Source organism: Pseudoxanthomonas sp. (assembly GCF_002863005.1).
In the GTDB taxonomy this organism is placed as follows: domain Bacteria; phylum Pseudomonadota; class Gammaproteobacteria; order Xanthomonadales; family Xanthomonadaceae; genus Pseudoxanthomonas_A.
Map to the genome: position 1 here is coordinate 18,215 of NZ_PKDG01000039.1, position 26,533 is coordinate 44,747.

The window sequence follows — 26,533 nt, forward strand, 5'->3', positions numbered from 1 at the left end:
GCTAGTCCTGCATCACGACGGCGGTGGAGGGCGAGACGGCGGCGGCGACGCGCTCGACGTCCCAGTTCGTCAGCCGCACGCAGCCATGGGATTGCGCCTTCCCCACCGTGGCCGGCTCGGGCGTGCCGTGCAGTCCGTAGTGAGGCTTGGAAAGATCGATCCATCGCGTGCCCACCGGGTTGTTCGGGCCGGCAGGCAGTGTCGCCTTGGCGTGGGAGGGATCCGCGTCCCAGAAAAGGGCCGGGTTGTAGTGGAAGGTGGGATTGACGGCGGTGCCGAGGATCTTCCACTCCCCCAGTGGCAACGGGTCCTTGTCGCTGCCGGAGGACACAGGAAACTGCGCGACGACCTTGCCTGCGGCGTCCGTCAACGCAAGCGTGGACTCGGACTTGTCGATCACCACGCGGGCGGCCTTGGGCGGCGCGGCGACATCGGCCACGTTCGGCACCTGTATCCGGGCACCCGCCCGCGCGAAGTCCACGCCGGGATTCAGTTGTTCAAGCAGCGTCGGCGCAACATGGAAGCGTTCGCCCAGGGCTTCGCGCACCGACGCGAAGCCCAGCGATGGCAGCTTTGCCTGCGCCATCATGTCGTCGGGAATGCGGATGTAGCGCTGGTCGACGTCTTCGGCCGTCAACGTGTACGCGGTGACTACCGCCGCCGCGTTTGCGTTCAGGGCGTTCCACGTGGCCTGGTCGAGCTCGCCGGTGACGTCCAGCCCCCTGGCGGCCTGGAAGCCCCGCAGCGCGCGCCGCTGGTTGGAGCCGGACAGGCCATCGATTTCCCCGGGTGAAAAGTGCGCGCGGTCCAGCAGCACCTGGGCGCGCAGCAGCGCCGCCGCGCCGCTCCGCGTGGCGGGATCGTTCGCCTGCGCCGCCAGGGACACAGGGGGTTCCGCCCGGGAGGGGGCCGAGAGGGCGGCGAGCAGGACGACAGCAAGGAATCGCACGGACATGGGCAAAGGACTCGGGTTGCAGTGTCCGCATCTTCGAAAGGCCTGCGTCATCGCGGCGTCAATCTGCGCGGCCGCCCGATGCCTGCAGGCGCCGTCGCAGGGTGCCCGAGGCCGTACTCGTCCTCCCTGCTTTCCTTGGAAGGCGTCTAGCCTCCGCGCTCCGCCCTGAAATACGCCACCAGCGCATTCGCATGGCCATGGCCCAACGCGTGCTCCGTTTTCAACAGGGCCACCTGCTCGCCGTGTTTCCGGTCGCTGACCGCGCCCAGGATCGTGAACCAGTGTTCCACCGGCTTGCCGTACTGCTTCTCTATTGAAGGGAAGTAGGAAGCCGGACCTTTTGTCTTCGCGTTCGTCGTCATGCATCGCTCCTGGCGGTCATGCAAGCTGTGTGCGCCACGTTGGCGTCACGACCTGCGCTTGCCTGTTCGACGAAGGAGGGGGTGCGGGATCGACATGCGGTCCTGCCCGTAGCACAGACAAAGAACCCCGGCCAAGGCCGGGGTTCCTCATGCACATCCTGGCGACTCCCTCAGCGGGCGATCCTCAGAACGTGATGCTCCAGCTGTTGATGTAGCCGGTATCCGCACCTGCACGGTCGCGGGCGCGGAGGCGCCAGCTGCCGTTGAGGGCTTCGCTCGACAGGTTCACCGTGTAGGTCTGGTTGATGTTGTCGGCACTGCCGCCCGTGCGGTTGTGCAGCACGTACACCGAACCATCCGGCGCCAGCAGGTCGACGATCAGGTCACCGATGTAGGTGTGCACGATGCTGACCGGCACCTGCGCATTGCTCGGCGCGTTGCCCGTGCGGCCCGACACGGCGATCGTGCTGGTCACGCCCGTCGTGTTGTTGTCGGGAATGCTGACGTCGGTGCCGTTGGTGTAGGTCTGCGTACCGCCACCCGGCGGCGTGGTGCCGCCCTGCGCCGCCACGACGGCTGCGTCCGCATTGGCGATGCCCGCACCGCAGCCACCCGAGCACGTGCCCGGCAACGGACGCGCGGTATTCTTCAGGATGGTCTCCACCTGTGCCGGGGTCAGCGGCGACGGTGCGGCAGCCTGCATCAGCGCGACCACGCCCGCCACGTGCGGTGCCGCCATCGACGTGCCGTTGTACGACGCGTAGCTCGCGCTGCCCGCCGTGGTGGTGCCGGAGTTGAGCGTGGACAGGATGCTCTGGCCCGGCGCTGAGATGTCGATGCCGGTGCCGTAGTTGGAGAAGCTGGCGCGCGAGCCGCTCGACGTGGTCGCCGCCACGGCCACGACGTTCGGGCAGTTCGCCGGCACCGCGCTGGACACGTTGGTGTTGCTGTTGCCCGCGGCCACCACCACGGTGGTCCCGCGACCGACCGCACCGTTGATCGCGTTCTGGTAGGTCGCGGAACAGGTACCGCCGCCGCCCAGCGACATGTTGATGACTTCCGCCGGGTTGGCATTGGCGGGCACGCCGCTGACGGTGCCGCCCGAGGCCCAGGTGATCGCGTCGGCGATATCCGAGGTCAGGCCACCGCAGCGACCCAGCACACGCACCGGAACCACCTTGGCGCCGAACGCGGTACCGGCCACGCCCGTGCTGTTGTTGGTCACGGCGGCGACGGTGCCGGCTACGTGCGTGCCATGCCAGCTGGAGTTGCTAACCGGCGAACCGCTGTAGCACTCGCCCGCGACCGGGTTCCAGTCGCCTTCGTCGTTCGGGTTCGAATCGCGGCCGTTGCCGTCGCGCGAGACGAAGGTGTCGCTGATGAAATCGTAGCCGGGCAGGATGTTGGCGTTGAGGTCGGCATGGTTGGTGATGCCGGTATCGATGACGGCCACCACCACGCCCGCACCCGTGGACTTGTCCCAGGCCGAGCGCACGTTGATGCCGGACGTGGTGGTGCCGAAGCCCCACTGCTCGGACAGGCGCGGGTCGTTGGGCGTCAGCACCGGATACATGCGCTGGTCGACCTCCACGTACTCCACGTTCGGATCGGCGGCCAGCTGGCGCATCAGCGACTCGGCTTCGACGCGGTCCAGCTTGCGATCGGCCCGCACCACGTCGGCACCGCCCGCGGCGAGCCGGCGCAGCTTCTGCAGGCCCAGCGCGCGACCGCCGCGCTTGGCGACGCCGGTGCTGGCGGCGCTGGTCAGCGAGCGCTGCAGCTGCGTCGCGTTGGTGCTTTCCGTACTGCCGTCGCGATACTTCACGATGAAGCGGTCGTAGCCGCCCGGTTCTTCCACCTGCAGGCCACTCATGTCGACACGGCCGGCCATGGCCGGCAACGCATACAGCGATGCGAGCACGGCGGACGACAGGCACAGCAGGCGCACACGCGAACCACGCTTTGCAAATCCAGACATCAGACTCTCCCTCAAGAATGAAATGAAAAGCCGCCAATGCGGCAATCGCCCGGTCGAGGGCGCGGGACTGCAACGGGAGGGGGTGGACGGGCTGTTGCGTTCGACCGGGTACACGCCGCGCAATGCACGACGCAACGACGACGCTAACGGAGAGCACTTCGCTGAATCAGCGATGAAAGACACAGTTCGCCATATATGTTTCAAACGTAATCGCCGGGATACACGCATGAAGCGCAGGTCACCGGTAGACATTCGCAGGTAGGTTCATTTACTTCCTGCACACCATCGCACATGCGAATTTTTTATTCGGCGAACCACGCGTTGATTACGCAATAAAAAAGCCCGCTTCGCAGCGGGCTTTTCTTTAGACGATGCTTTCGACCTCATTCGCGCAGCTTCACCAACCAACGGTGACGGTCGGGGATGCGGCCGTACTGGATGTCGGTGAGTTCCTTGCGGATGCACATCGTCACTTCGCCCGCGGGCGCACTAATGTCGCCGACCTCGAAACCCTTGCCCTTCCCCGATCCAGCAAGGAATCACCAGTCGATACCCCGGGCAGATGGCCTCTGGTGGAAGAACGATCCTGGATGACCTGCGAATTTGTGACTCGCTATCGCGTGACTGAGCGTGTATTGATGGCGTACACGGTCAGAGGACTCGTCAGGAAGAAGGTGAAATGAAAGGATGCAAAGTGCAATGTCTGCTGCTGGCTCTGGTGATAGCAGGCCCGGGATGCCGCGCACTGACCAGGGCGCCTGACGGCATCCAGGTCACGGCACCAGAAGAAAGCGCCGTCAGAACCCGCTTACCGGATGCGCTGACCGGTGTTTGGTACCCCGACGACACGGAAGGCGTCACAAGCTGCCGGAGATATCGCGCAGTGTCGGGCTCCAGGGAGGGGCATGATGAAGCTGTCATGGCGCTTGTCGGTAGTTTGGTGATGACCCCTGACCTGATTCACGTGTTCGCCGAGTATGGTGAAGGGGACTTCCATGTGGTCGAACGCGTCGAACCGGAAGGCCGTGGCGCATGGCGTGTCGTCGCGCGGCACGGCCTCGATGCCATGCCCGATGAGCAAGCCGGGGAGGATCGCGCGGTATCGCGCCTTTCATTGCACGGTGGGAAGCTCAGTTGGGAATCGCCCGCACGAGTTGGCAGCCCCTCATCGGCCTACTTCAGGTGTGACGCAGTCAGGCCCGATGTCCACCCTGCCACCACCGACGAAAAGACGGCAGAGGACATGTCATGACAAGCGCAAGGACGCCTTCCACTTACCGCGTAATACAGTTGGGCGCGCCGCGCGACCCGGATGGATTCCAGACAAACGAGGTGGTCACTGGTTTCGACGGCTTGGTCATGCATCACCCACGCGCCAACCAGCATGCGCAGATGGTGGACGGCCGGATCATCGGTGGCGAGCCTGGCCGCATCCACGCGATCTTCGGAGGTGAGGTCGAGGAAATCGAGATGGCGCGACCGGGAAGGACGCAAGGGCTGGGGCCGGACCAGGTGCTGCTGAAGAAGGATTTCATTCTGGAAGATCCGGATCAGCCGACCGGGTCCGCAGCCTCGCGCGCCGTCGATGTTCCTTCGCCGGTCGCGGGTTACATCGGCCGAGTGAACGAACGCCAGGGGCTGGTAGATGTCTATGACAGGCAGGACGGAGACGTCATCGCACGCATCAGGCACATGCATCCGATCGCTGTCTCCGAAGGTCAGACCGTCGTCTATGGCGAATCGCTTGGCACTCAGGGAAGACAGCAGAGCGGGGCGGTACACGTGCACATGGAGGTGGATACCCGCTATTACCAAGCGTACGAGAACTATATCGGTGATCTGGTCAGCGGGAGGCTGCCCATCCAGTCCCAGCACCGGGAGAACGTACCCCCGCGCCCCATCGTGGAAGACGGCAAAATCCGTCTAGGCGAATCCGATGCTCGCGTACTCGATATGCAGCGCACGCTGGATATCGAAGGGTATCGCGCTCAGGGAGGGAGCGCACTGCCCCAGGACGGCGTGTACCGTACGTCGATGCAGGGGGCTGTGCTGGACTTCCAGCGCGCTCACGGTGTTCCGCAAACGGGTGACATTGATCTTCAGACATCGCGCTTTGCACCCCGCGAAGGCGGACTTGGGCCACCGCCGTTCGACCCGGCACTTCGTGGCCGCGAACCGCTCCCGTTAGATGTCCATCCACCGGGGCCACGTGCGCCCGGGCATCCCAGCCATCCTGATCATCGCCCGCAATTGCCGGAGCTACTTCCACCCCCTGTCAACGGACGAAGCGCGGGGGTCGGCGGGGTCGGCGGGACCGGCAGCCCGGATCTGGATCGCTTGATGCAGGCATTGGTCTCTGGCGATGAACGCGCCGTCTCTACGGCTTGCGAAGATATCCATGCATCCTTGATCGCCCAGGATACACACGCACGAGATCGCGCTACGCAGCATGCTCAGTCGATGGAGCATGGAACAGCACTTGAACAGGGAGCGCCAGCGAGGGCGCTCTAGATCTCCACCAACAAGGACGTGGACATGACGCACAGCGCCATGGAAGAAGTACTTTCCTCGTTGCAGAACAGCATCAGGCTGCAGGCGGCGCTGATGGCGAAGCTTGAACAGCGCGACCGGCAGACGGCGGACCGGTTCCACCAGCACATGCAATCGTTGCACGACCAGGCTCAATCCGCGCTCGCTCCCGCCACGATCAGGTACGACCGCGCCGTGGAGAGCGCATGCGTGAAACTCCAGGCGGCGCAACGAACCGTCTCCGTAGCGTTTGCGCTCGCGGGCAGCTCGTTGCTGCTGTTCCTGCTTGTGGGGTGGCTACTGCTGGGCTATTACCGACGCGAACTCCAGACGGTGCAATCGGAGCTGCAGCGTCATGAACAGGCCATTCCCATCCTGCAGGCCTATGCGGCATCTGACGCGATGCTCTGTGACGGACGCATCTGCGTGAACATCGATCCTGCGGCACGCCCATACGGCGACCAACGCCGATATCGTCCCGCGAAACCACGGGAGTGAGCGCTGAAGGCGACGCCGTGCGTCGTCGCGGCCCAAGCCGGTCGGCCAAACTGATTGCGATGCGGGCCTTACCTCATCTGCCCGCATCGATCACGACGCGTATCAATCGCGCAACTTCACCAGCCAACCGTGGCGGTCGGGGATGCGGCCGTACTGGATGTCGGTGAGTTCCTTGCGGATACCCATCGTCACTTCGCCGGCCGGTGCGTTGAGGTCGCCGACGGCGAAGTCCTTGCCCTTGAGCTGGCCGATCGGCGTGATCACCGCGGCGGTGCCACAGGCGAAGACCTCGACGATGTCGCCCGAAGTGACGCCCTGCTTCCACTCGTCGATCGACACCTTGCGTTCTTCGACAGCATGGCCGCGATCGCGGGCGATATGGATGATGCTGTCGCGGGTGATGCCTTCCAGGATGCTGCCGGAAAGTTCCGGGGTGACGATGTGGCCGTCCTTGTAGACGAGGAACACGTTCATGCCGCCCAGTTCTTCCAGATACTTGCCTTCCACCGGATCGAGGAACAGTACCTGCGAGCAGCCCTGCGCCTGCGCTTCCTGCTGCGGCAGCAGCGAGGCGGCGTAGTTGCCGCCGCACTTGGCGGCACCGGTGCCACCCTTGGCGGCGCGGGCATAGTCTTCCGACAGCCAGATCGACACCGGCGCCACGCCCTTGGCGAAGTACGCGCCGGCGGGGCTGGCGATGACGTAGTAGCCGGCCTGGTGCGCGGCGCGCACGCCGAGGAAGGCTTCGGTGGCGATCATGAAGGGACGGAAGTACAGGCTGGTCTCCGGCGCCGACGGCACCCAGTCGCCATCGATGGCGACCAGCTGGCGCAGCGATTCGACGAACTCGTTGACCGGCAGCTGCGGGAGCGCCAGGCGCGCGGCCGAACGCTGCAGGCGCTTGCCGTTGGCGTCGGGACGGAAGGTCCAGATGGAGCCGTCGGCATGGCGGTAGGCCTTGATGCCTTCGAAGATCTCTTGGCCGTAATGCAGCACCGAGGCGGCCGGGTCCAGCGACAGCGGACCGTAGGCGCGGACTTCCGCGCTGTGCCAGCCCTGCGCCTTGTCCCAGGTGATGGCGACCATGTGGTCGGTGAAGTGAAGGCCGAACCCGGGGCTGGCGAGGATGGCGTCGCGCTCGTCCGGGGTGCGGGCCTTGTCGGAGCGGTTCACGCGGTAGGTCAACGGGGCGGCGTTCATCACGTTCATCTCTTTCTTCCTGACGGGTTCTGCATCGGGCGAGCCGCGGGCTCAGAGCATGCCGGTTTCCAGCTTGGCGGCGTCGGACATCATGTGGCGGCCCCACGGCGGATCGAACACCAGTTCGACATCGGCCTCGGCCACGGTGGGGATCATCTCCAGCTTGCTGCGCACGTCGTCGACCAGGATCTCGCCCATGCCGCAGCCCGGCGCGGTCAGCGTCATCTTCACGTCGACGCCGCGCTGGCCGTCGTCGCGGGTAGTGAGGTTGGCTTCGTAGACCAGGCCGAGGTCGACGATGTTGAACGGGATCTCGGGATCGAAGCAGGTGCGCAGCTGGTTCCACACCATCGCCTCGACTTCCTCGTCGCTGGCGTTGTCGGGCAACGAGAGCGGTTCGGACGGTTCCTTGCCGATCGCATCCGCATCCCTGCCGGCGATGCGCATCAGGTTGCCTTCAACGAACACGGTGTAACTGCCGCCGAGCGCCTGGGTGATGTAGCCGTAGCTGCCGGCCGGCAGGGTGACGAGTTCGCCCTGCGGCACCAGAACGGCGGCGCAATCGCGGGAGAATTGGACGGGTTCGCTGCTGCGGGAATACATGCAAGACCAGATGGGGACGCGCGTGGGGCGCTGCAAGGCGGCCTATTGTAGCCTTCGCGCCCCGGCGACCGCGTTCAGGCCGTATCCTTGGCGGCCCTGCCGGAGTCTCCATGTCCCCCGCCCTGCGTCGCGCCGCCCCATGGCTTGTTCCCCTGATGCTCGTGCTGGCCGGCGGCAGCGTGCTGGTGATCTGGGTGGCGCTGGCGCTCTACCTCCAGCGGCAGGCGGGCTGGATGGCGCTGGCCGCCGCGCTCGACATCGTGCTGGTGCTGCGCCTGTGCGGCATGCCCGCCGGGGCGCGCCGTGCCGTGCTGGGCGGCGTGGCCACCGTCGCGATCTCCCTGCTGGCGCTGTGGACCATCGCCGCCACCCAGATGGGGTTTGCCTTCGGGCTCAATCCGTGGGATTCGGTGCTGAAGCTGGGCGCGCACCATGCCTGGACACTGGTGTCGCTGACCACCTCCCCGCTGGACGCCGCGGCGCTGGTGGCGGCGCCGCTGCTGGCGGCCTGGTGGACGCGCTGACGCGGAGCGGCGGGCTCAGTGCCCGCCGTCCAGCGCCTTCAGTTCGCTGACCAGCGCATTGGCCATCTCGCTGCCGTCGCCGTACAGCATGCGGGTGTTGTCGGCGTAGAACAGCGCGTTCTCGATGCCGGCGAAACCGGTGCCCTTGCCGCGCTTGATGACGATGGTGTTCTTCGAGTTCACCACGTCGAGGATGGGCATGCCGTAGATCGGGCTGGCCGGGTCGGTCTTCGCCACCGGATTCACCACGTCGTTCGCGCCGATCACCAGCGAGACGTCGGTGTTGGCGAACTCGGGGTTGATGTCGTCCATGTCGGCGATCAGGTCGTAGGGCACGCCGGCTTCGGCGAGCAGTACGTTCATGTGGCCGGGCATGCGGCCGGCGACCGGGTGGATGGCGAACTTCACCTTGACGCCGCGATCCAGCAGCTTCTGCGACAGCTCCCAGATCTTGTGCTGCGCCTGCGCCACCGCCAGGCCGTAGCCGGGCACGATCACCACGCGTTCGGCGTAGGCCATCATCGCGGCGACGTCGGCGGCCTCGATGGGCTTCATCGATCCGCCGATTTCCTGCATCGCCGCACTGCCGCCACCGAAGTTGGAGAACAGCACGTTGGTGATCTTGCGGTTCATCGCCTTGGCCATCAGCCGCGTCAGCAGCATGCCGGCCGCGCCGACCATGGTGCCGGCGATGATGAGCGCTTCGTTGCCGAGCACGTAGCCTTCGAAGGCGACCGCCAGGCCGGTGAAGGCGTTGTAGAGCGAGATCACCACCGGCATGTCGGCGCCGCCGATGGGCAGCGTCATCAGCACGCCGAGCGCCAGCGACAGCACGAAGAACGCGATGATCCACGGCATCGCCAGGGTGGTCAGCGCCATCACGCCGCTGGCGATGGCGGCCAGCGCCACCAGCGCGTTGAACCACTGCTGCCCCGGGAAGGTGTAGCGCTTGTCCATGCGCCCGTCGAGCTTGGCCCAGGCGATCACCGAGCCGGTCAGCGAGACCGCGCCGATCAGCGCGCCGATGACCGCCAACGACAGCGTGAACGTCGACGGCGCCGGCTCACCGGCGGAGTAGCGCACCAGTTCCACCGCACCGATCGCCGCGGCCGAACCGCCGCCCATACCGTTGAACAGCGCGACCATCTGCGGCATGTCGGTGATGGCGACCTTCTTGCCCCAGACCCAGTTCAGGCCGACGCCGATCACGATGGCCGCGATCATCAGACCGATGTTGTGCAGTCCCGGCAGGAAGAACGTGGCGATGGTCGCGATCAGCATGCCCGCACCGGCCCACTGGATGCCGCTGCGCGCGGTCTTGGGGCTGGCCATGCGCTGCAGGCCCAGCAGGAACAGCGTGGCGGCCACGAAGTAACTCAGCTTCACCAGCGTCAACGCACTCATGCACGGCTCCCTTCGGACGACGACGCGGGTGGCTTGTCCACCCGATGGTGCTCACGCATCTCGATGGCGGTCTTGAGCAGGCCGACCATGCCCAGGCCGAAGGCCACCAGGCCCAGCGACAACTGGTTCACCACCGTCGTGTCGGCCAGGTATGCGCCGAACAGCCCGGCCACCATCGGGGTGACGGTGTAAAAAGACAGCAGCACCAGCATCCAGCGCCCCTTGCGTGGGTCCTGCCAGACGCGTTTCGACAACGCGTTCTGCGTGCGGGTCGGATCCTGCAGGGAAGACAGGCCGATACCGATGCCGGCGTACAGCAGCACATAGTTCCAGTCGTCGTACACCGCCGCCCAGCTCCCGCTGCCGGCCATTGCGAGCGTCCAACCCGACTTCGCCGCGTACCCCGACGCCACCAGCAGCGCCGGGTACTGGAGGTAGCTCAACCCCTGGAATATCTCGCGCGCGGTGCGCGCAGGCGCGGGAGCGATGGGCATGCTGCTCACTTGCCACCCGCGGGCTTGCTGCTCTTGAACATGTCCAGCATGCGTTCGGTGACCACGTAACCGCCGGCCGCGTTGCCCGCGCCCAGCAGGACGGCGATGAAGCCGATGGCTTTTTCCAGCGTGGTATCGGCGTGGCCCAGCACGACCATCGCGCCGATCAGGACGATGCCGTGGATGAAGTTGGAGCCGGACATCAGCGGCGTGTGCAGGATCACCGGCACCCGCGAGATGATCACGTGGCCGGCGATGGCCGCCAGCATGAAGATGTACAGCGCCACGAACCCGTCGCTCATCCGCTCCTCCACCTCGTCCACGTTGTCGATGCACGGGCGTCGGCCGGTGCTTCCGCATCATAACCGTACCTGAACCCGCGCGTGGGCGGCGCTGCCGCGTCAACCGACGACGCCTCGGGGCGTTTCCTTGCCTGCACCGCCCCATCCCACCGAGGAGTCCACCATGAAGCGCACGTCATTGCTCGGCCTGACCGTACTGCTGCTGACTGCCACCGGCACCGCCGTCGCCGGCGATCGCGGCGACCGCATCGACCATCGCCTGGACCGCAAGGGCGACCGCATCGAACAACGGACCGACGCGCGCGGCGACCGTATCGAGCGGCGCTTCGACCGCAGTGCGCAGTGGGCCGACCATCATGGTCACTCCCGCGCCGCGAACCGGTTGGAACGCCGCGGCGACCGCATCGATACCCGGCTGGATCGCAAGGGCGAACGGGCCGAGGCGCGCTCGGACCGCCGTGGCGATCGCATCGACCGGCGCCTGGACCATCGCGGCTGATCCACAACGCGACCGCTAAGCTATGTTGGTGAGCACCGCCCCGAGCCCGCCGCCGGAAACGTCGTCGCCCGCCCCGCTGGCGACGACGATCGAGCGTTTCCTGGCCGATATCGGACCCCGCGCGTTCCGGTTCGCCGAAGCCGGCCTGCGCCATCGCGAGGACGCGCTCGATGCGGTGCAGGACGCGATGATGAAGATGCTGGCCTATCGCGAGAAGCCGGCCGAAGAATGGTCACCGCTGTTCTGGAGCATCCTGCGCCGTCGCATCGTCGACCTGCAGCGCCGCGCCGGCTTCCGCCTGCGCTGGCTGATGCCCACGGGCGATCGCGGCGAGGAAGGACCGGTGGACTGGGCGCCCGACCACGGCGCAGGGCCGGCGCAGGCCCACGATCAGCGCGAGGCGTATACCCGCCTGGTGCAGGCATTGCGCGGCCTGCCCGCGCGCCAGCGCGAGGCGTTTACCCTGCGCGTGCTGGAAGAACTGGATGTGGCCGACACCGCGCGCGCGATGGGCTGCTCGGAGGGATCGGTGAAAACCCACCTGTCCCGCGCGCGCGAGGCCCTGCAACGGCAACTTGAGGAATTCCGATGAACCCCGCCCCTGACATCGACCAGTACGCGCGTCGCCTGCACCAGGCGTCGCTGGCGCAGGTCTCACCCCAGACCCTGATGCACCTGCGGAACGCCCGCCACGAGGCCGGGCGGCAGGCCGCGCCGGCCGGTGCGCGCCACCGTGGGCGTTGGCTGGTGGCCACGGCCTTTTCCGCGGTGCTGGCGGTCGGTGTCGGTCTGCAATGGCTGCCCCGCGGCCCGGTGCCGCCCGCGCCGGAGACCGTTGCCGGCGAGAGCGAGGGCGACCTCACTGCGGAGGAACTCGGCGTGGCCAGCGCGTACGACGAAGACCCCGAACTGTATCTCTGGCTGGCGTCCGCCGACGCACAGCCCCTTGCCATGGAGTCGACCCCATGAAGGCCGCTGCCCTTCGCATCCTCGCCCTCGGCGTCCTGCTGGCCAGTGGCCACGTGCTCGCGCAGTCCGCACCCGCGCCGCTGCCGACCTGGGAGAAGCTGACGCCCGAACAGCGTGAAGCCCTGATCGCACCCGTGCGCGACCGCTGGAACCGGGAGCCCGGCGATCGCGGCCGCATGCTCGAACGCGCCCAGCGCTGGCAGGCGATGACGCCGGAACAGCGTGCGCAGGCGCGGCACGGCATGAAGCGCTTTGAGGGCATGAGTCCCGATCAGCGCCGGCATGCGCGCGCCCTGTTCGCACGCATGAAGACGCTCAGCCCCGAGCAGCGCGAGGCCTTGCGGAACGAGTGGAAAAAGATGACGCCCGAACAGCGCGAGGCGTGGATGCGCGACAACGCACCGCCGCCGCGTGACCGTGACCGTGATCGGAACCGGCGGCCGGAACGCTGACGTCCGGCGTCAGGCGGCCGCCTGCGTGGCCGGCCGATCCGGCCATACCGTCTTCGCCAGCAATTCATCGCTCCAATCGAACTGCAGCGCACCGTCCCTGACGAACAGGGCGACGAAGTTCAGCATGTTGCGGGCGTACATCTCGCTCGCATGCACCGCACCCAGGCTGGCGAGGTTGAGCGGACCGGCGATGGTCACGCCGTGGTGCGCGTAGGTATCGCCCGGGCGCGTCAGTTCGCAGTTGCCGCCGGTCTCGGCCGCCAGGTCCACGATAACGCTGCCCGGCTTCATGCCGTCGACCATCGCAGTGGTGACGATCTTCGGTGCCGGACGCCCGGGGACGGCGGCCGTGCACACCACCACGTCGATGCCCTTGAGGTGCTCGGCCAGCCGTTGTTGCTGCAGCGCGCGCTCTACGTCCGTCAGTTGCCGCGCATAGCCCCCTTCGCCCGCCGCGCTGACGCCGAGGTCGAGGAACTTGCCGCCCAGCGATTCGATCTGCTCGCGCGTCTCCGGACGCACGTCGAACCCTTCGACCTGCGCACCCAGGCGCTTGGCGGTCGCAACGCCCTGCAGGCCCGCGACGCCCGCCCCGACGATCAGCACCTTGGACGGACGGATGGTGCCGGCGGCCGTGGTCAGCATGGGAAAGAAGCGGGGCGCCAGCTGCGCCGCGATCAGCACCGCCTTGTAGCCGGCCATGCCGGCCTGCGAACTCAGCACGTCCATCGCCTGCGCACGCGTGGTGCGCGGCAACCGCTCCAGCGGGAATGCCTGGATACCATTCGCCTGCAGCGCAGCGGCACGCGCCGGATCGGCAGTGGGTTGCAGTACGCCGACCAGCGTGGCGCCCCGCTTGAAGCCTTCGATGGCGCCGGCCGAAGGCGGTTGCACGCACAGCAGCAGGTCGGCGCCGGCGCGGCCCGCATCGTCCACGAGTTCGGCGCCCGCGTCGGCGTAGGCGCTGTCGATGAAGCCCGCGCCGTCGCCCGCTCCGCGCTCCACGGCCACCCGTGCGCCCGCGGCGATCAGCTTGCGCACGGTTTCCGGCGTCGCGGCCACACGGCGTTCGCCCTCGGCGGCTTCCTTCAGTACCCGAACTTCGACCGCCATTGCGCCCCTCGTCGTTAGGTCATCCGTGCCGCGATGCTAACAGAGCGCGGCAAGGCCGCGCGGCGCGGATTCCCTTACGCCGGGGCGGCGGCCGACGGCGCCGGTTCCAGGCGCTCGATCACGCCCTGCATGGCGCTGTCGAACGCGTCCTCGCTCTGGTGGGTGCGCAGGCGTCCCAACCGCACCATCGCCGCGAGTTCTTCGGGCGAGGCGACGCAGAAGCGCACGCCGCGGCGGTTGACGAACAGCAGGCGCGAGGAGATCGGGCTGACCCACGACAGCTTGCCCGCCTGCACCTTGTTGTCCTTGTCGATGAAATCCAGCCAGGTACCGATGGGCAGGCCGCGGAAATGGTCCGCATCGCTGTGGTCGAAATCGAGCGTATCCGCCCCGCCGACCAGCTGGATGGACGCGCTCTCTTCTTCCACGACGGGCTTGGGCAACACGACCTGCGGCAGCTCGGGCAACGCGCGCTCCAGGTCCGGACGCGCGGCAGCCACGGCCTGCAGGGTGTCGTGCAGCGCATCCACCGCGCCGGCGGCCGCATCCTGGTTCATGCCGACGCTGGCGAACACCTTCAGCATCTGCGCACGCCAGGCCTGCAGCCACGGCTTGCCGACCACGTGGCGCTGCGCTTCGGTCAGTTCCTCGAGCACGCCGTCGGCCAGCGCCAGTGCTTCGCGCAGGCCGTCTCCCTCGTCGCCCTCGCGCAGGACCGTCATGGTGACGTGGTGCGCCCACGGCTGGCGCAGGAAATCCTCGATGGCCTGCGGCACGCGCCGTCCCGAGAGGCGCTCGTCCAGCTCGGACGTCATGCGCGCACGCGCGGCTTCCAGGCGTTCCTGGCCGCGCTGGATCTCGGCGGCACGACGCTCGGCGATCTCGATACGGCGGCGGTGCTGCTCGAGGTAGGCGCGGAATTCCTCTTCCAGGGTCAGGAAGATCGCGAGATTCTCGTTGAACTCGGCGACCAGGCGATCGACGACTTCCTCGACCTTGGTCAGCAGCGTGCGCTCGGCGGCGCTTTCGCCGTTGTTGCCCTCGCAGGCTTCGGCCAGCACGTTGAGCAGGCGCCGTGCGGGATGGGTCTTCTGCACGAACATGCGACGGTCGAGCAGGGCCACCTTCACGAACGGGACGACCAGACGACCGATCAGCTCGCGCGGCCGGCCCTCCAGATCGCGCTCGTCCAGCATCACGTCGAACAGCATGCCCACCAGGTCGATGGCATCTTCATCGACCGGTGCGAGGCGCGCCTGCGACGGATCCACGCCGAGTTGCGTGGCGCTGCTGAGCACTTCGTTCTTGAGCCGCTGCGAGAGCGACTCGCCGGTGTCGCCGATGGCTGCGCGCAGCGTGGCGCTGGGCGACGCCTGCAGCAGGGACAGCACCGAAAGCATTTCGCGCTGCGACAGGTCGCGCTGGCGCGGATCGGCCGCGCGCGGTGGCGGCGCATCGCCGGCATCGCGACCCCGGCGTGATTCCTGCAGCAGATGGTGCAGGGCTTCCAGCAGCACGCCCTGGGCACCGGGGGCCCCGCCGTAGCCGGGCGGCACATCGCCGAATGCGCTCGCAGCCGGCGCGGCCTGGCTGGCCTGCAGTCCGCGGCTGACGCCCGCCATGCGGTTGAGGAAGCGCGCGGCCCACGCCGGCGCCCCGGGGTCCTCGCCATCGGCCGCCGCATCGTTGACGGCGTCGAACTCCTGCGCGGGCGCGCCCGTGGACGAGGGCGACGGCGCGCGGCGCGCAGGCAGTTCCGGCATCACGCCGACCTGCATCAGGCGCTGGTCGAGCGAGGCGTAGATGCGGGCGATGGCCGGCACGAAGTCGCGCTCGCACAGCTTGATCACCACCAGCCGGACATCGGCCGCCAGGTCACAGGCAGCGAACGCCTGGTGCACGGCCACGCCGATATGCTCGGGGCCGATCGGGTTGAGATCGGCATCCAGCGTGATGTCGCCGGCGATCCAGCCGAGCCGTCGGTCAAGCCGCGCAAGCACCGGCTTGCAGTCGCGCATGATCACGCTGGCGAAATTGCGGACGGCCAAGCGCGATTCGAGTTCCTGTTCCGAGACCAGGCTGAGCGTGTCTTCCGCCGACTCCAGGAACACCCGCTCGCTCGGCACCGGCTGCCCGGCCTCGAAGGCCTTCCACGACCGCTGCAGTTGCCCGCGGAAGCGGCCGATGATGTCCTCGCGGCGACGGCGCAGTTCGCGCATGGCGTCGAGGAAGGCCATCTGCGAGGGACCGGCCCGTTCCGCCCTGTCGAACAGGGCGTCGTCGAAACGCCCCAACGCGACCGCGAACGCATCCACCAGCGGCGGGATCGCGGCATCGCGTGCCTGCTCCAGCAGGCGCGTATCGCGCCCGGGGCGGTCGGCGAGGTTGGGGACGTTCGACATGCGCAGGGTTCCCCGCCCCGGAGGGCGAAAGGGAGTGGGGGGATGCGGACGGGGATCCGCAGCGACATCGTAGGAAATCCGGCTGACGGACTACCGTGATGGCATCGGCAGTTTGACGCTGCGCAACAGGGCGCCGCGCAGAAAACCGTTGCGGCACGCCGCTTGCATGGGGGGCGAGGTTGTCACAATCAAGCCTGTGCCGGTGCGGCCAGGCGGTCGACCACGCCCTGCATGGCGCTGTAGAACGCGTCCTCGTCGCGGTGCATGCGCACGCGGCCCAGCTGCGCCATCACCACCAGCTCCTGCACCGACGCCACGCAGATGCGCGAACCCGAGCGGCTGACGAACATCATGCGGCGCGAGAAGGGGCTGATCCAGCTCAGACGGCCCGCCTGTACGCGATGATCCTTGTCGACGAAGTCCAGCCAGCTGCCTTCGCGCAAGTGCTGGAAATAGTCCGTCATCACCGGGTCGAGATGCTCGAGCCCCTCGACCCACTCGTGGGTTTCCAGCAACCCGGGCAGCAATGGCGCCTGCACGACGGGCGCAGGCGGTTCGACGGCCGCCTCGGTGGCCGCAGCCTGCGGGGTCACCAGTGCATCGAACAGCCGCTCGCGCAAGATCGCGATGGCGGCCCGCGACTGCCCCGAGGCCATCCACATCGGTTGCAGCCAGTCCATCGCCGCATGCCAGCCGCGCACATCGTCGCGGATGTGGGCATCGGCGACGGCCTGCAGCAGGCCATCCAGCATCATCGGGGCCGCCTTGGGCTTGCCCAGCCCCTCCATGCGCGCGGCATAGGCGGGCCAACTTTCCTTCAGCAGCCGCCGTATCGGGGCCGGGATGTCCTGCGGCTGCAGGCGGTCTTCGAGTTGCGAGGCGAACCGCGCGACCAGGTCCGCTTCCGCGTCCTTGGCCTGCTGTTCCGCCGCGAGCGCCTGCTCGACCTGTTCCGCCTCGCCACGATAGCGTGCGTAGAACGCGTTGAATTCCGCGCGCGCCAGGCGGAACACCGACTGGCTTTCGTCGAAATCCGCGACCAGTCGCTGCACCGTGTCCTTGACCTTCTCCAGCAACAGGCGCTGCGACTCGGTCTGCCCCGGATTGCCGTCACATGCCTCGACCAGGACGTTGAGCAGCCGGCGCGCGGGATGGGTCGCATGCAGGAACAGCTTGCGGTCCTGCAGCGCGACCTTGGTCATCGGCGCCATCAGCCGGCCCAGAAGCTGGACCTGTTCGCTGGTCAGGTGGCTTTCCCGGAAGATCACTTCGAACAGCATGCCGACGAGGTCGACGACGTTCTCGTCCGCCTCGGAGATCGCCACGGCCTCGGGTGCGACGCCGAGCTGCGCGGCCTGCAGGAAGATCTGCTGCTTGAACGCCGCCTGCAGTCGGTCGGGACGGGCGAGGATCTCCGCGTGCACCTCGGCGGGCGCGATCTGCAGCAGCGTCAGGGCGACGATGAGCTCACGCTGTGACAGCGAGGTGCGTTCAGCCGTGCGCGCGACGCCCTGGTTGCGGGCGCGCTGCAAGCGCGATTCTTCCAGCAACTGGTGGAGCGCGGGCGGCAGCGAGGCGGTCGCGTCCGGGCCGGTGGCCGCCTCGGCGTCACCGTGGTCCCAGGACACGAAGAAGCGCGTCATCCAGTCCGGTTCGCTGGTCGCCTCGTCGCCGGCGGACGGAATCGCCAGCGCCCGGCGCATGCGAGGAGACGAGGTGTCCTGCGCCCCCAGCCTGCGGACCAGGCGCGCGTGCATGGATTCGTAGATGGGCCCGACCAGTTCCACGAGTTCGCGCTCGCAGCACTGCATGGCCAGCGCCCGCACGTTGCCGGGCAAGGCCGCGCGCGCGAATCCCTGGTAGGCGGCCATCGCGATGCGCGCCGGCGAATAGGGTCCCAGGCCGGGATCCAGCCGCACCCCCATGTCCAGCCAGGTCAGGTAGCCGTTCAGGCGCAACAGCTCGGACTGCCACTCGCGCGCGATCACCTCCGCGAGATGTTCGGTGGCCAGGCGGACATCCAGTTCGTCCTCCTCCACCAGGCCCAGGCTGGCGCCGGTCTTCTCCGTGCCGAACTGCGCCGGTGCCTGATCGCCCGTCGCCGCTGCCTGCCATGCCGCGTCGAGGTCCTCGCGGAATCCGCGCAGGATGGCCTCGCGCCGTTCACGCAGCGCCAGCAGGCCGTCGAGATAGGGGCCACGGTCCACCTCGCTCTGTTCCAGGCGATCCAGCATCGGCTGGCGCAGGCCGTCCACCACATCGGCGAACGCGGCCTGCAGCGGCGGCTGCATCGCGTCGCGCAGCAGCTCGACGAGCTGGTGGCCGGAGGTGGGAAGGGGCGGTGGCGTGGCGGGCATTGCGTCGTTCGGTCGGCCAGGTTGTCCGCTGCGACCCGTCCTGCAGTGAGGAGCCGTGCGTGGCGCGGACCGTGGTGCATCCGCTGCGATTAAACTCATGCACCGCTAATGTGCACTGAATCCCACTATAAGGCGCCTCGATGCTCACTGAAAGTCTGTTGCAGGGATTGGACGCGCGACGCTCCGTACCTTCCAAGCAATTGGGCGAACCCGGCCCGGACCGTGCGACCCTGCTCCGCATGCTGGCCTCCGCGGTCCGCGTCCCCGACCACGGCAAGCTGGTGCCGTTCCGCTTCATCCATCTTCACGGCGATGCGCGCCATGCACTGGGCGATGCGCTGGCGGCGCGCACCCGTGCGCTGGACCCCGGTGCGCCCGATGCGGCGGTGGAGAAGGACCGCAGTCGTTTTTCCAGCGCCCCGGACATCGTCACCGTCGTCGCGCGCCTCACGCCCGACCACAAGGTGCCCGAGCAGGAACAACTGCTGACGGCCGGCAGCGTCTGCTTCGCCCTGCTGCAGGCCGCGCAGGCGTTCGGCTTCGGCGCGCAATGGCTGACCGGATGGATGGCCTATGACGCGCACGTGGCGCAGCGGCTGGGGCTCGTGCAGGACGAGAGGATCGTGGGCTTCATCCACATCGGCACGCCGCGGCTGCTGGCGCCCGAGCGGGAGCGGCCGGACCCCGCCGCGCTGTTGACCGTCTGGAATCCCGATGCCTGATCCGTCGCACCCGCGCCCGCTGTACCTGGTGGATGCGAGCCTGTACGTGTTCCGCGCCTGGCATTCGATGCCGGATGAGTTCCAGGACGCCGACGGCTGGCCGACGAATGCCGTGCACGGGTTCGCGCGCTTCCTGCTCGAGCTGCTGGAGAAAGAGCGGCCCGCGCACATCGCCGTCGCCTTCGACGAAGCCCTCGACAGCTGCTTCCGCAACCGGCTGTACCCCGCCTACAAGGCCAACCGCGACCCTGCACCGGAAGAACTGCGGCGCCAGTTCACCCACTGCAAGGCACTGTGCGCCGCGCTGGGCCTCAGCGTGCTGGCGCATGGCGAGTACGAGGCGGACGACCTGATCGGCAGTGCGCTCCACGAAGCGCGGCCACGGGGATTCCGCGGCGTCATCGTGTCCGCCGACAAGGATCTGTCGCAGTTGTTGCAGGAACACGACGAGCAGTGGGACTTCGCGCGCGGGCAGCGCTGGGGCGCCGCCGGCGTGAAGGCGCGCCATGGCGTGGAGGCGCGGCAGATCGCCGACTACCTGGCGCTGACGGGCGATGCGGTGGACAACATTCCCGGCGTCACCGGTATCGGCGCCAAGTCGGCCGCGGTACTGCTGGCGCATTTCGGCGACCTCGACACCCTGCTCGCGCGGATGGACGAGGTCGCGTTCCTGCGCCTGCGCGGTGCCGCCACGCTGGCCGTGCGGCTGCGCGAGCAACGCGAGCACGCGCTGCTGTGGCGGCAGCTCACGACCATCGCGCTGGATGCGCCGCTGGGCGACATCGGCGCGGGCCATGCGCGCGGCCAGGCGGACGGCGACATGCTGGCCGGACTGTCCGATGCCTTGCGCTTCGGCCCGATGACGCGACGCCGCCTGCGCGTGGCGGCAGGACTGGAACCGCCGGCGTACTGACCGTCTGTCAAACGTCATCGGCAACCGATAGCATCGCCGCATGGACAAACGCGACGACGACAAGCGAAAGGTGCCCGCCAGCGTGGTCTGGCAGGGCAAGTACCAGCGCATGATGGTGCGCGGCACCTGGGAATACGTGGAGCGCGCGCACGCAGGCGGACTGGCGGCCATCATCATCGCGGTGACACCGGACGACGAAGTGCTGTTCGTCGAACAGTTCCGCGTGCCGCTGCAGGCGCGCACGATCGAGATGCCGGCCGGCCTGGTCGGCGACATCCACGCCGGCGAGTCGATCGAGGTGTCCGCGGTGCGCGAGCTGGAGGAAGAAACCGGCTGGACCGCCGACCATGCGGAGGTGCTGATGATCGGCCCCACCTCGTCGGGCAGCAGCAGCGAGCGGATCGCCTTCGTGCGTGCCACCGGCCTTCGCAGGGTCGGCGAAGGTGGCGGCGATGGCGACGAAGACATCACGGTGCACGCCATCCCGCGCGTGCGGGCAGCCGCCTGGCTGGCGCAGAAGATCGGCGAGGGCTATGAACTCGACGCCAAGCTCTGGGCCGGCCTGTGGATGATCGACCACACCCTCGACGGCACGCCGCGCAGCTGACCGCTACGTCGCGTTGACGCCGTATCCCGCCAGGCGCCAGATGCCGCTTTCCTCGCGGCGCAGCGTGATGACTTCGCGATGCGGCGTTCCACGTCCGCCGAACGACACCGCGAATTCCAGCATCGCGTACGTCCCCGGCAACTGGTCGGCGCGCGTGGCGGGCCGACCCACTCGCACCGCTGTCCAGCGGCGCCCGGTGCCGCGACCGAGCACGTCGTGCCGGTGCGCCAGCGAATGGATGAAGGCATCGCGCGGCATCGAGTGCCGGATCGCATCCGACGCCGCGTCCCACAGCACGCCGTGATGACCCTGTTCGATCGCCTGGATGAAACGCATCGCCGCCATGCCCAGCCGCGGGATGTCGACATCCTCCAGCCCGATCCTGCCCTCGCCCGCCTGCCCTGCTTCCACCATCGCCCTGCACGTCCGCATCGTCTGGTCGCCGCCACGCGACCGGCCGCGAGGCACCCCTCCGTCTCGTTCGCAGGTGGATGCGGCGACCGGACAGCCTGCGTGCAGCCCTGAGGGGCCGTCGCTCTAGGCTCCGGCGAGATGCTTGCGGAAGAACGCCAGCGTCCGTTGCCAGGAGAGTTCGGCGGCCGCGGCGTCGTAGCGCGGCGTGGTGTCGTTGTGGAACCCGTGGTTCACGCCGGGATACATGTGCGCCGTGTACGCGACGCCGGCGTCCTTGAGCTGCTGTTCGTACGTAGGCCACCCCGCGTTGACGCGCGTATCCAGCTCGGCAAACTGCAGCAGCAGCGGCGCGCGGATGCGCGATGCTTCCTCCGCCGACGGCTGGCCGCCGTAGTACGGTACGCCGGCATCGACGAGCTCCGGCAGGCGCGCGGCCAGCACGTTGGTCACCAGCCCGCCGAAGCAGAAACCGACCACGCCGAGCTTCCCGTTGCCGCGCGGCAGCGCCTGCGCGAAGCGCGCGGCGGCTTCGAGATCGGCCATGACCTTCGCGCGGTCCAGCGTGGCCTGCAACTCACGACCCTTGTCGTCATTGCCGGGATACCCGCCCAGCGGATACAGGGCGTCCGGCGCGAACGCGATGAAACCGGCCACGGCAAGACGACGCGCGACATCCTCGATGTACCGATTCAGTCCGCGGTTCTCGTGCACCACCAGCACGACCGGATACGGTCCCGGCTCGCGCGGCATCGCCAGCAAGCCGCGTCCTTCGCCATGGCCCTGCGGTGCCGGGAACGTGCGGTAGACCGTGGTGATGCGCGGATCGTCCGCGGCCACCTGCTCAGCGAACGCGTACTGCGGCGCCAACGCCGCGAGCAACGCGGCTGCCGTCGTACCGCCGACGGCGAACCGGGCCGCACCCGACAGGAAGCCGCGCCGGTCGATCCGGCCGTGGACGTAATCGTCGTACAGGTCCAGCAGGCGCTGGTCGAAGGCGGAAGCGGTGGCGCGCGACGAATCCATGAGCTTCTCTCCGGTGCGGCGGTGGCCCGTCAGGCGAAGGCGTCCGTCGCGCGCACCAGCGCGTCGACGTTCTCGGCCTCGAACGCGGAATGACCAGACGCCGGCGTGATCTCGAGCCTCGCCTTCGGCCAGGCCTTGTGCAGGTCCCACGCGTTGGCGACCGGGCAGACCACGTCATAGCGGCCATGCACGATCACGCCCGGGATGTCGGCGATGCGCGAGGCATCGCGCAGCAACTGGTCTTCGACCTCGAAGAAGCCGCCGTTGACGAAGTAGTGGTTCTCGATGCGCGCGAACGCGAGCGCGAACTCCGGCTCTTCGTGGCCGCTGACGAAATCCGCGTCGACGTGCAGGAAACTGGTCGCGCCTTCCCACACGCTCCACGCCTTCGCCGCCGCCAGGCGCGTGGCCTTGTCGTCGGAGGTCAGTCGGCGATGGAACGCCGAGATCAGGTCGTGGCGTTCGACCGGCGGGATCGCGGTGACGTAGTGTTCCCACGCATCCGGGAACAGACGGCTCGCGCCTTCCTGGTAGAACCATTCCAGCTCCCACCGCCGCAGCATGAAGATGCCGCGCAGCACCAGCTCGGTCACGCGCTGCGGGTGCGCTTCGGCGTAAGCCAGCGCCAGCGTCGAACCCCAGCTGCCGCCGAACACCTGCCAGCGCTCGATGCCGAGCTTTTCGCGCAGTTTCTCGATGTCGGCCACGAGGTCCCAGGTGGTGTTGTCCACCAGGTCCGCATGCGGCGTGGAGCGACCGGAGCCGCGCTGGTCGAACAGCACGATGCGGTACTTCGCGGGATCGTGGAAGCGGCGCATCTTCGGGCTGCAGCCCGCGCCCGGGCCGCCGTGCAGCAGCACCACGGGCTTGCCCTGCGGGTTGCCGCACTGCTCGTAGTACAGCTCATGGCGGTCATCGACCTTCAGCGTGCCAGTGTCGAAGGGTTCGATATCGGGGTACAGCGTGCGCATGGGCAGCCCGTCCTGGAGGAAAGCGACAGTCTAGCGGCTCGCGTCCTGCGCTTCCGTGACGCGCCCAAGGGTCACGCGGTCCCGCTGCTCCAGGTCCGTCTCCGTGGCCACGTCGACGAAGCCTGCGGCGGTCATGAGCGCGCGGGTCGCCGTGGCCTGGTCCCAGCCATGCTCCAGCAGCAACCAGCCGCCGGGCATGAGATGCGTCGATGCGTCGCCCACGATCTCGCGGATCGCCTCCAGCCCGTCTGCGCCGGAGGACAAGGCCGTCGGCGGCTCGAAGCGCAGGTCGCCCTGCACCAGGTGCGCGTCGCCGTCGGCGATGTAGGGCGGATTGCTCGCGACCAGATGGAAGCGTTCGCCCTGCAGCGGTGCCCACCAACTGCCGTGGCGGAATTCGACGTTGGCGACGGCGTTCGACACGCCGTTCGCGCGTGCGACGGCAAGCGCGTCTGCGCTGACATCGGTTGCCACCACCCGCGCCTGCGGTCGCTCACTCGCCAGCGACAGCGCGATCGCACCGGTGCCGGTGCCGAGGTCGGCGATGCGCAACGGCCTGTCCGCCGGCAGGCGCTCCAGCGCCAGCTCGACCAGGCGCTCGGTTTCCGGGCGCGGGATCAAGGTGGCAGGCGACACCTGCAGGTCGAGCGTCCAGAAACCGCGATGCCCGACCAGGTAAGCCACCGGCTCGCCGGCGATCCGGCGCGCCAGCAGCGCCTCGAACGCCGCAACCTCCGCGTCCGCCAGCGCGGCATCGCCATGCGCGAACAGCCAGGCGCGGTCGCGGCCGATCACGTGCAGCAGCAATTGCTCGGCTTCGTGCCGGGCGTCCGGGCCGGCCAGTCGGCTCGCGGCGGCGCGCAGGGCGTGGTCGAGACGGAGGGAGGCGGGAGCGGACATGGCACGCATGGTACCGGGCGGCGGTACCCCACACGCCTGCGCATCGCCGCGACGCACCATCATGGTGCTCAATGGCGTATGGAGCGCTCGGTGCTTCTAGCAGTGCCGGCAATGGCCTCGTTCGGACGTGTGCCGGCAAGAGAGCTCTTAAGACGTCCTGATCCAGTCAGATCGCCATCAATATAAGTAACTGAAAAATTTGATTTTTTGTTCAGATCTCGTTGAAAGCATGTGCCGACCCCACCTATTGATAGCCAAAAACTATCTATTCAATTCCATCAATCGATTTGAGATATCAATAGTCGCTGCCTACCATGGCGCCATCGCTTCACCACACCCACTCCACTCACGAGGATCTTCCATGTCCCTGATCAACACCGCGGTCCAGCCGTTCAAGACCACCGCCTTCCACAACGGCGAATTCGTCGAAGTCACCGATGGCACCCTGAAGGGCAAGTGGTCGGTCCTGATCTTCATGCCGGCCGCCTTCACCTTCAATTGCCCGACCGAAGTGGAAGACGCCGCCGCCAACTACGCCGAGTTCCAGAAGGCCGGCGCCGAGGTCTACATCGTCACCACCGACACGCACTTCTCGCACAAGGTGTGGCACGAAACCTCCCCGGCAGTGGGCAAGGCCCAGTTCCCGCTGGTCGGCGACCCGACCCACCAGCTGACCCGTGCCTTCGGCGTGCACATCGAAGAAGAAGGCCTGGCCCTGCGTGGCACCTTCGTCATCAACCCGGAAGGCGTCATCAAGACCGCCGAGATTCACAGCAACGAAATCGCCCGCGACGTGTCGGAAACCCTGCGCAAGCTGAAGGCCGCGCAGTTCACCGCCGCCAACCCCGGCCAGGTCTGCCCGGCCAAGTGGAAGGAAGGCGCCAAGACCATCGCCCCGTCGCTGGACCTGGTCGGCAAGATCTAAGCCTCGCCGCAGCACCGGCGCATCCCAGCGCGGATGCGCCATTGCAGTACCGCGTCATCCGCTTCCTGCCACCTCCGGGCCACGCGCCCGGAGGTCGGTCTCCCCGACGGACGTTTGCAGCAGCGGCATGTGCCGCTTGCCGGTTCCCCTCCCTGGCCGGCTCCCTCCCCCGGCGCATGCCGCTCCTGCAAACGCCTGACCTCACTTCCCCCTATTCCTCCACGGAGACGTTCGCCATGCTGGACGCCAATCTGAAGACGCAGCTGCAGGCCTACCTGGAAAAGGCCGTGCGCCCCATCCACATCACCGCGTTCCTGGACGACAGCGACGCCTCGGCCGAGCTGCAGTCCTTGCTGCGCGACCTGAAGGAGGTGTCGGACAGGATCAGCGTCACCGAGCAGCGTGGCGGCGAACGCACACCGTCCTTCTCGCTGACCTCGCCGGGCCACGACATCCACCTGACCTTCGCCGGCCTGCCGATGGGCCACGAGTTCACCTCGCTGGTGCTGGCACTGCTGCAGGTCGGCGGCCATCCGTCGAAACTCGCGCAGGACGTGATCGAACAGATCCGCTCGCTCGATGGCGAATACCGCTTCGAAACCTATTTCTCGCTGTCGTGCCAGAACTGCCCGGACGTCGTGCAGGCGCTGAACCTGATGGCGGTGCTGAACCCGAAGATCCAGCACGTCGCCATCGACGGCGCGCTGTTCCAGCAGGAAGTCGAGCGGCGCGAAGTGATGTCGGTGCCGACGATCTTCCTCAACGGCGAGGTGTTCGGCGCCGGCCGCATGGGCGTGGAAGAAATCGTCGCCAAGCTCGACACCAACGCCGGCAAGCGCGATGCCGAGAAGATCAAGGCGAAGGCGCCCTACGACGTGCTCGTCGTCGGCGGTGGCCCGGCCGGCGCCGCCGCCGCCATTTACGCTGCGCGCAAGGGCATCCGCACCGGCGTGGCGGCCGAACGCTTCGGCGGCCAGGTGCTGGACACGATGGCGATCGAGAACTTCATTTCCGTGCCGTATACCGAAGGCCCGAAGCTCGCCGCTGCGCTGGAGCAGCACGTCAAGGACTACCAGGTCGACGTGATGAACCTGCAGCGCGCGGAGAAGCTCGTTCCCGCCGGACAGGACGGGCTGATTGAGGTACAGCTCGCCAACGGAGCCTCGCTGAAGTCGAAGACCTTGATCCTCTCCACCGGTGCCCGCTGGCGGCAGATGAACGTGCCCGGCGAGGACGAGTACCGCAACAAGGGCGTGGCCTACTGCCCGCACTGCGACGGTCCGCTGTTCAAGGGCAAGCGCGTAGCGGTGATCGGCGGCGGCAACTCCGGCGTCGAGGCGGCGATCGACCTGGCCGGCATCGTCGCCCACGTGACCCTGATCGAGTTCGACAGCCAACTGCGTGCCGACGATGTGTT

General features: G+C 67.7%; 28 protein-coding genes and 2 pseudogenes. 13 read left to right on the plus strand and 17 right to left on the minus strand.

The genetic code is table 11. The features are described from left to right. Position 1: 1 nt before the first annotated feature. The 5 genes and pseudogenes from CYU89_RS14320 to CYU89_RS14340 form a co-directional block, all read right to left on the minus strand. Complete coding sequence (locus CYU89_RS14320; RefSeq protein WP_296282025.1) at positions 2-955, minus strand: L,D-transpeptidase family protein; 954 nt, start codon at positions 953-955, stop codon at positions 2-4. 146 nt (positions 956-1,101) lie between these two features. Continuing rightward, positions 1,102-1,317, minus strand: a complete 216-nt coding sequence (locus tag CYU89_RS14325; protein WP_296282027.1) for a DUF4287 domain-containing protein — start codon at positions 1,315-1,317, stop codon at positions 1,102-1,104. A 184-nt stretch (positions 1,318-1,501) separates the two neighbouring features. Continuing rightward, positions 1,502-1,792 (minus strand): proprotein convertase P-domain-containing protein, encoded by a 291-nt coding sequence (locus CYU89_RS14330; RefSeq protein ID WP_296282071.1) that lies wholly within the window; start codon positions 1,790-1,792, stop codon positions 1,502-1,504. Between the two features lie 24 nt (positions 1,793-1,816). Continuing rightward, positions 1,817-3,295 (minus strand): annotated as a pseudogene (locus CYU89_RS14335) (S8 family peptidase); the annotation flags it as partial. A 383-nt stretch (positions 3,296-3,678) separates the two neighbouring features. Continuing rightward, positions 3,679-3,816: pseudogene (locus tag CYU89_RS14340) on the minus strand (branched chain amino acid aminotransferase); the annotation flags it as partial. A 158-nt stretch (positions 3,817-3,974) separates the two neighbouring features. Here CYU89_RS14340 and CYU89_RS14345 point away from each other — a divergent pair. The 3 genes from CYU89_RS14345 to CYU89_RS14355 are packed head-to-tail and all read left to right on the plus strand — an operon-like array spanning position 3,975 to position 6,322. After that, positions 3,975-4,547, plus strand: coding sequence for a hypothetical protein (locus CYU89_RS14345; protein WP_296282029.1), 573 nt, complete (start codon positions 3,975-3,977; stop codon positions 4,545-4,547). Positions 4,548-4,585: 38 nt separating this feature from the next. Continuing rightward, complete coding sequence (locus tag CYU89_RS14350) at positions 4,586-5,806, plus strand: peptidoglycan-binding protein (RefSeq protein WP_296282031.1); 1,221 nt, start codon at positions 4,586-4,588, stop codon at positions 5,804-5,806. A 24-nt stretch (positions 5,807-5,830) separates the two neighbouring features. Beyond that, positions 5,831-6,322: a hypothetical protein gene (locus tag CYU89_RS14355; RefSeq protein WP_296282033.1), complete on the plus strand. Its 492-nt coding sequence runs from the start codon at positions 5,831-5,833 to the stop codon at positions 6,320-6,322. A 102-nt stretch (positions 6,323-6,424) separates the two neighbouring features. On the opposite strand, the gene CYU89_RS14360 is transcribed toward CYU89_RS14355, so the two are convergent. Next, positions 6,425-7,522 carry a branched-chain amino acid aminotransferase gene (locus CYU89_RS14360; RefSeq protein WP_296282073.1) on the minus strand — a complete coding sequence of 366 codons (1,098 nt, stop codon included), beginning with the start codon at positions 7,520-7,522 and terminating at the stop codon, positions 6,425-6,427. Positions 7,523-7,573: 51 nt separating this feature from the next. Then, positions 7,574-8,125, minus strand: a complete 552-nt coding sequence (gene sufT, locus CYU89_RS14365) for a putative Fe-S cluster assembly protein SufT (RefSeq protein WP_296282035.1) — start codon at positions 8,123-8,125, stop codon at positions 7,574-7,576. A gap of 110 nt (positions 8,126-8,235) precedes the next feature. Between sufT and CYU89_RS14370 the strand changes: the two genes are divergently transcribed. Beyond that, positions 8,236-8,649 carry a hypothetical protein gene (locus CYU89_RS14370; protein ID WP_296282037.1) on the plus strand — a complete coding sequence of 138 codons (414 nt, stop codon included), beginning with the start codon at positions 8,236-8,238 and terminating at the stop codon, positions 8,647-8,649. Positions 8,650-8,664: 15 nt separating this feature from the next. On the opposite strand, the gene CYU89_RS14375 is transcribed toward CYU89_RS14370, so the two are convergent. Genes CYU89_RS14375 through CYU89_RS14385 form a run of 3 tightly spaced genes read right to left on the minus strand, consistent with a single transcriptional unit; the run spans position 8,665 to position 10,849 of the window. Beyond that, complete coding sequence (locus tag CYU89_RS14375) at positions 8,665-10,053, minus strand: NAD(P)(+) transhydrogenase (Re/Si-specific) subunit beta (RefSeq protein WP_296282039.1); 1,389 nt, start codon at positions 10,051-10,053, stop codon at positions 8,665-8,667. Continuing rightward, positions 10,050-10,547, minus strand: coding sequence for a hypothetical protein (locus tag CYU89_RS14380; RefSeq protein ID WP_296282041.1), 498 nt, complete (start codon positions 10,545-10,547; stop codon positions 10,050-10,052). The genes CYU89_RS14375 and CYU89_RS14380 overlap by 4 nt, the downstream gene beginning before the upstream one ends. A 5-nt stretch (positions 10,548-10,552) precedes the next feature. After that, a complete protein-coding gene (locus tag CYU89_RS14385; RefSeq protein ID WP_056879767.1) occupies positions 10,553-10,849 on the minus strand; it encodes an NAD(P) transhydrogenase subunit alpha in 297 nt (98 codons plus the stop codon). Positions 10,850-11,012: 163 nt separating this feature from the next. Here CYU89_RS14385 and CYU89_RS14390 point away from each other — a divergent pair, with 163 nt between their 5' ends. The 4 genes from CYU89_RS14390 to CYU89_RS14405 are packed head-to-tail and all read left to right on the plus strand — an operon-like array spanning position 11,013 to position 12,769. After that, the gene (locus CYU89_RS14390) at positions 11,013-11,348 is read left to right on the plus strand and encodes a hypothetical protein (protein WP_296282044.1); all 336 of its coding nucleotides are present in this window, start codon (positions 11,013-11,015) and stop codon (positions 11,346-11,348) included. Between the two features lie 22 nt (positions 11,349-11,370). Then, positions 11,371-11,940, plus strand: a complete 570-nt coding sequence (locus CYU89_RS14395) for an RNA polymerase sigma factor (RefSeq protein WP_296282046.1) — start codon at positions 11,371-11,373, stop codon at positions 11,938-11,940. Next, positions 11,937-12,317, plus strand: a complete 381-nt coding sequence (locus CYU89_RS14400; protein ID WP_296282048.1) for a hypothetical protein — start codon at positions 11,937-11,939, stop codon at positions 12,315-12,317. The genes CYU89_RS14395 and CYU89_RS14400 overlap by 4 nt, the downstream gene beginning before the upstream one ends. Further along, positions 12,314-12,769, plus strand: a complete 456-nt coding sequence (locus tag CYU89_RS14405; RefSeq protein WP_296282051.1) for a DUF3106 domain-containing protein — start codon at positions 12,314-12,316, stop codon at positions 12,767-12,769. Before CYU89_RS14400 ends, CYU89_RS14405 begins: the two co-directional genes overlap by 4 nt. Positions 12,770-12,778: 9 nt before the next feature. Here CYU89_RS14405 and CYU89_RS14410 read toward each other — a convergent pair whose 3' ends face one another. The 3 genes from CYU89_RS14410 to CYU89_RS14420 all read right to left on the minus strand — a co-directional run bounded on the left by CYU89_RS14410 (position 12,779) and on the right by CYU89_RS14420 (position 18,641). Continuing rightward, entirely contained in the window at positions 12,779-13,882 is a 1,104-nt protein-coding gene (locus tag CYU89_RS14410) for an NAD(P) transhydrogenase subunit alpha (protein WP_296282052.1), read from the minus strand. 74 nt (positions 13,883-13,956) lie between these two features. Then, positions 13,957-16,284, minus strand: coding sequence for a DUF1631 domain-containing protein (locus CYU89_RS14415; RefSeq protein WP_296282055.1), 2,328 nt, complete (start codon positions 16,282-16,284; stop codon positions 13,957-13,959). Between the two features lie 188 nt (positions 16,285-16,472). Then, entirely contained in the window at positions 16,473-18,641 is a 2,169-nt protein-coding gene (locus tag CYU89_RS14420; RefSeq protein WP_296282057.1) for a DUF1631 family protein, read from the minus strand. A gap of 140 nt (positions 18,642-18,781) precedes the next feature. Here CYU89_RS14420 and CYU89_RS14425 point away from each other — a divergent pair, with 140 nt between their 5' ends. The 3 genes from CYU89_RS14425 to CYU89_RS14435 are packed head-to-tail and all read left to right on the plus strand — an operon-like array spanning position 18,782 to position 20,883. Next, positions 18,782-19,363 carry a nitroreductase gene (locus tag CYU89_RS14425; RefSeq protein WP_296282058.1) on the plus strand — a complete coding sequence of 194 codons (582 nt, stop codon included), beginning with the start codon at positions 18,782-18,784 and terminating at the stop codon, positions 19,361-19,363. Next, positions 19,356-20,276, plus strand: a complete 921-nt coding sequence (locus tag CYU89_RS14430) for a 5'-3' exonuclease H3TH domain-containing protein (protein WP_296282060.1) — start codon at positions 19,356-19,358, stop codon at positions 20,274-20,276. The genes CYU89_RS14425 and CYU89_RS14430 overlap by 8 nt, the downstream gene beginning before the upstream one ends. 40 nt (positions 20,277-20,316) lie before the next feature. After that, on the plus strand, positions 20,317-20,883 hold the full coding sequence (locus tag CYU89_RS14435; RefSeq protein ID WP_296282062.1) for an NUDIX hydrolase: 567 nt from the start codon (positions 20,317-20,319) through the stop codon (positions 20,881-20,883). 3 nt (positions 20,884-20,886) lie between these two features. On the opposite strand, the gene CYU89_RS14440 is transcribed toward CYU89_RS14435, so the two are convergent. The 4 genes from CYU89_RS14440 to prmC all read right to left on the minus strand — a co-directional run bounded on the left by CYU89_RS14440 (position 20,887) and on the right by prmC (position 24,191). Beyond that, positions 20,887-21,315 carry a DUF4019 domain-containing protein gene (locus CYU89_RS14440; protein ID WP_296282064.1) on the minus strand — a complete coding sequence of 143 codons (429 nt, stop codon included), beginning with the start codon at positions 21,313-21,315 and terminating at the stop codon, positions 20,887-20,889. A gap of 105 nt (positions 21,316-21,420) precedes the next feature. Further along, positions 21,421-22,320: a dienelactone hydrolase family protein gene (locus tag CYU89_RS14445; protein WP_296282066.1), complete on the minus strand. Its 900-nt coding sequence runs from the start codon at positions 22,318-22,320 to the stop codon at positions 21,421-21,423. Between the two features lie 29 nt (positions 22,321-22,349). Beyond that, positions 22,350-23,291, minus strand: a complete 942-nt coding sequence (gene pip, locus CYU89_RS14450; protein WP_296282067.1) for a prolyl aminopeptidase — start codon at positions 23,289-23,291, stop codon at positions 22,350-22,352. Positions 23,292-23,321: 30 nt separating this feature from the next. Next, positions 23,322-24,191 (minus strand): peptide chain release factor N(5)-glutamine methyltransferase, encoded by an 870-nt coding sequence (gene prmC / locus CYU89_RS14455; RefSeq protein ID WP_296282068.1) that lies wholly within the window; start codon positions 24,189-24,191, stop codon positions 23,322-23,324. Between the two features lie 361 nt (positions 24,192-24,552). Here prmC and ahpC point away from each other — a divergent pair, with 361 nt between their 5' ends. Both ahpC and ahpF read left to right on the plus strand, forming a co-directional pair. Continuing rightward, positions 24,553-25,116 carry an alkyl hydroperoxide reductase subunit C gene (gene ahpC / locus CYU89_RS14460; RefSeq protein WP_296282069.1) on the plus strand — a complete coding sequence of 188 codons (564 nt, stop codon included), beginning with the start codon at positions 24,553-24,555 and terminating at the stop codon, positions 25,114-25,116. Between the two features lie 236 nt (positions 25,117-25,352). Then, on the plus strand, positions 25,353-26,533 hold a 1,181-nt coding region (ahpF, locus tag CYU89_RS14465), incomplete at its 3' end, for an alkyl hydroperoxide reductase subunit F (protein WP_296282070.1).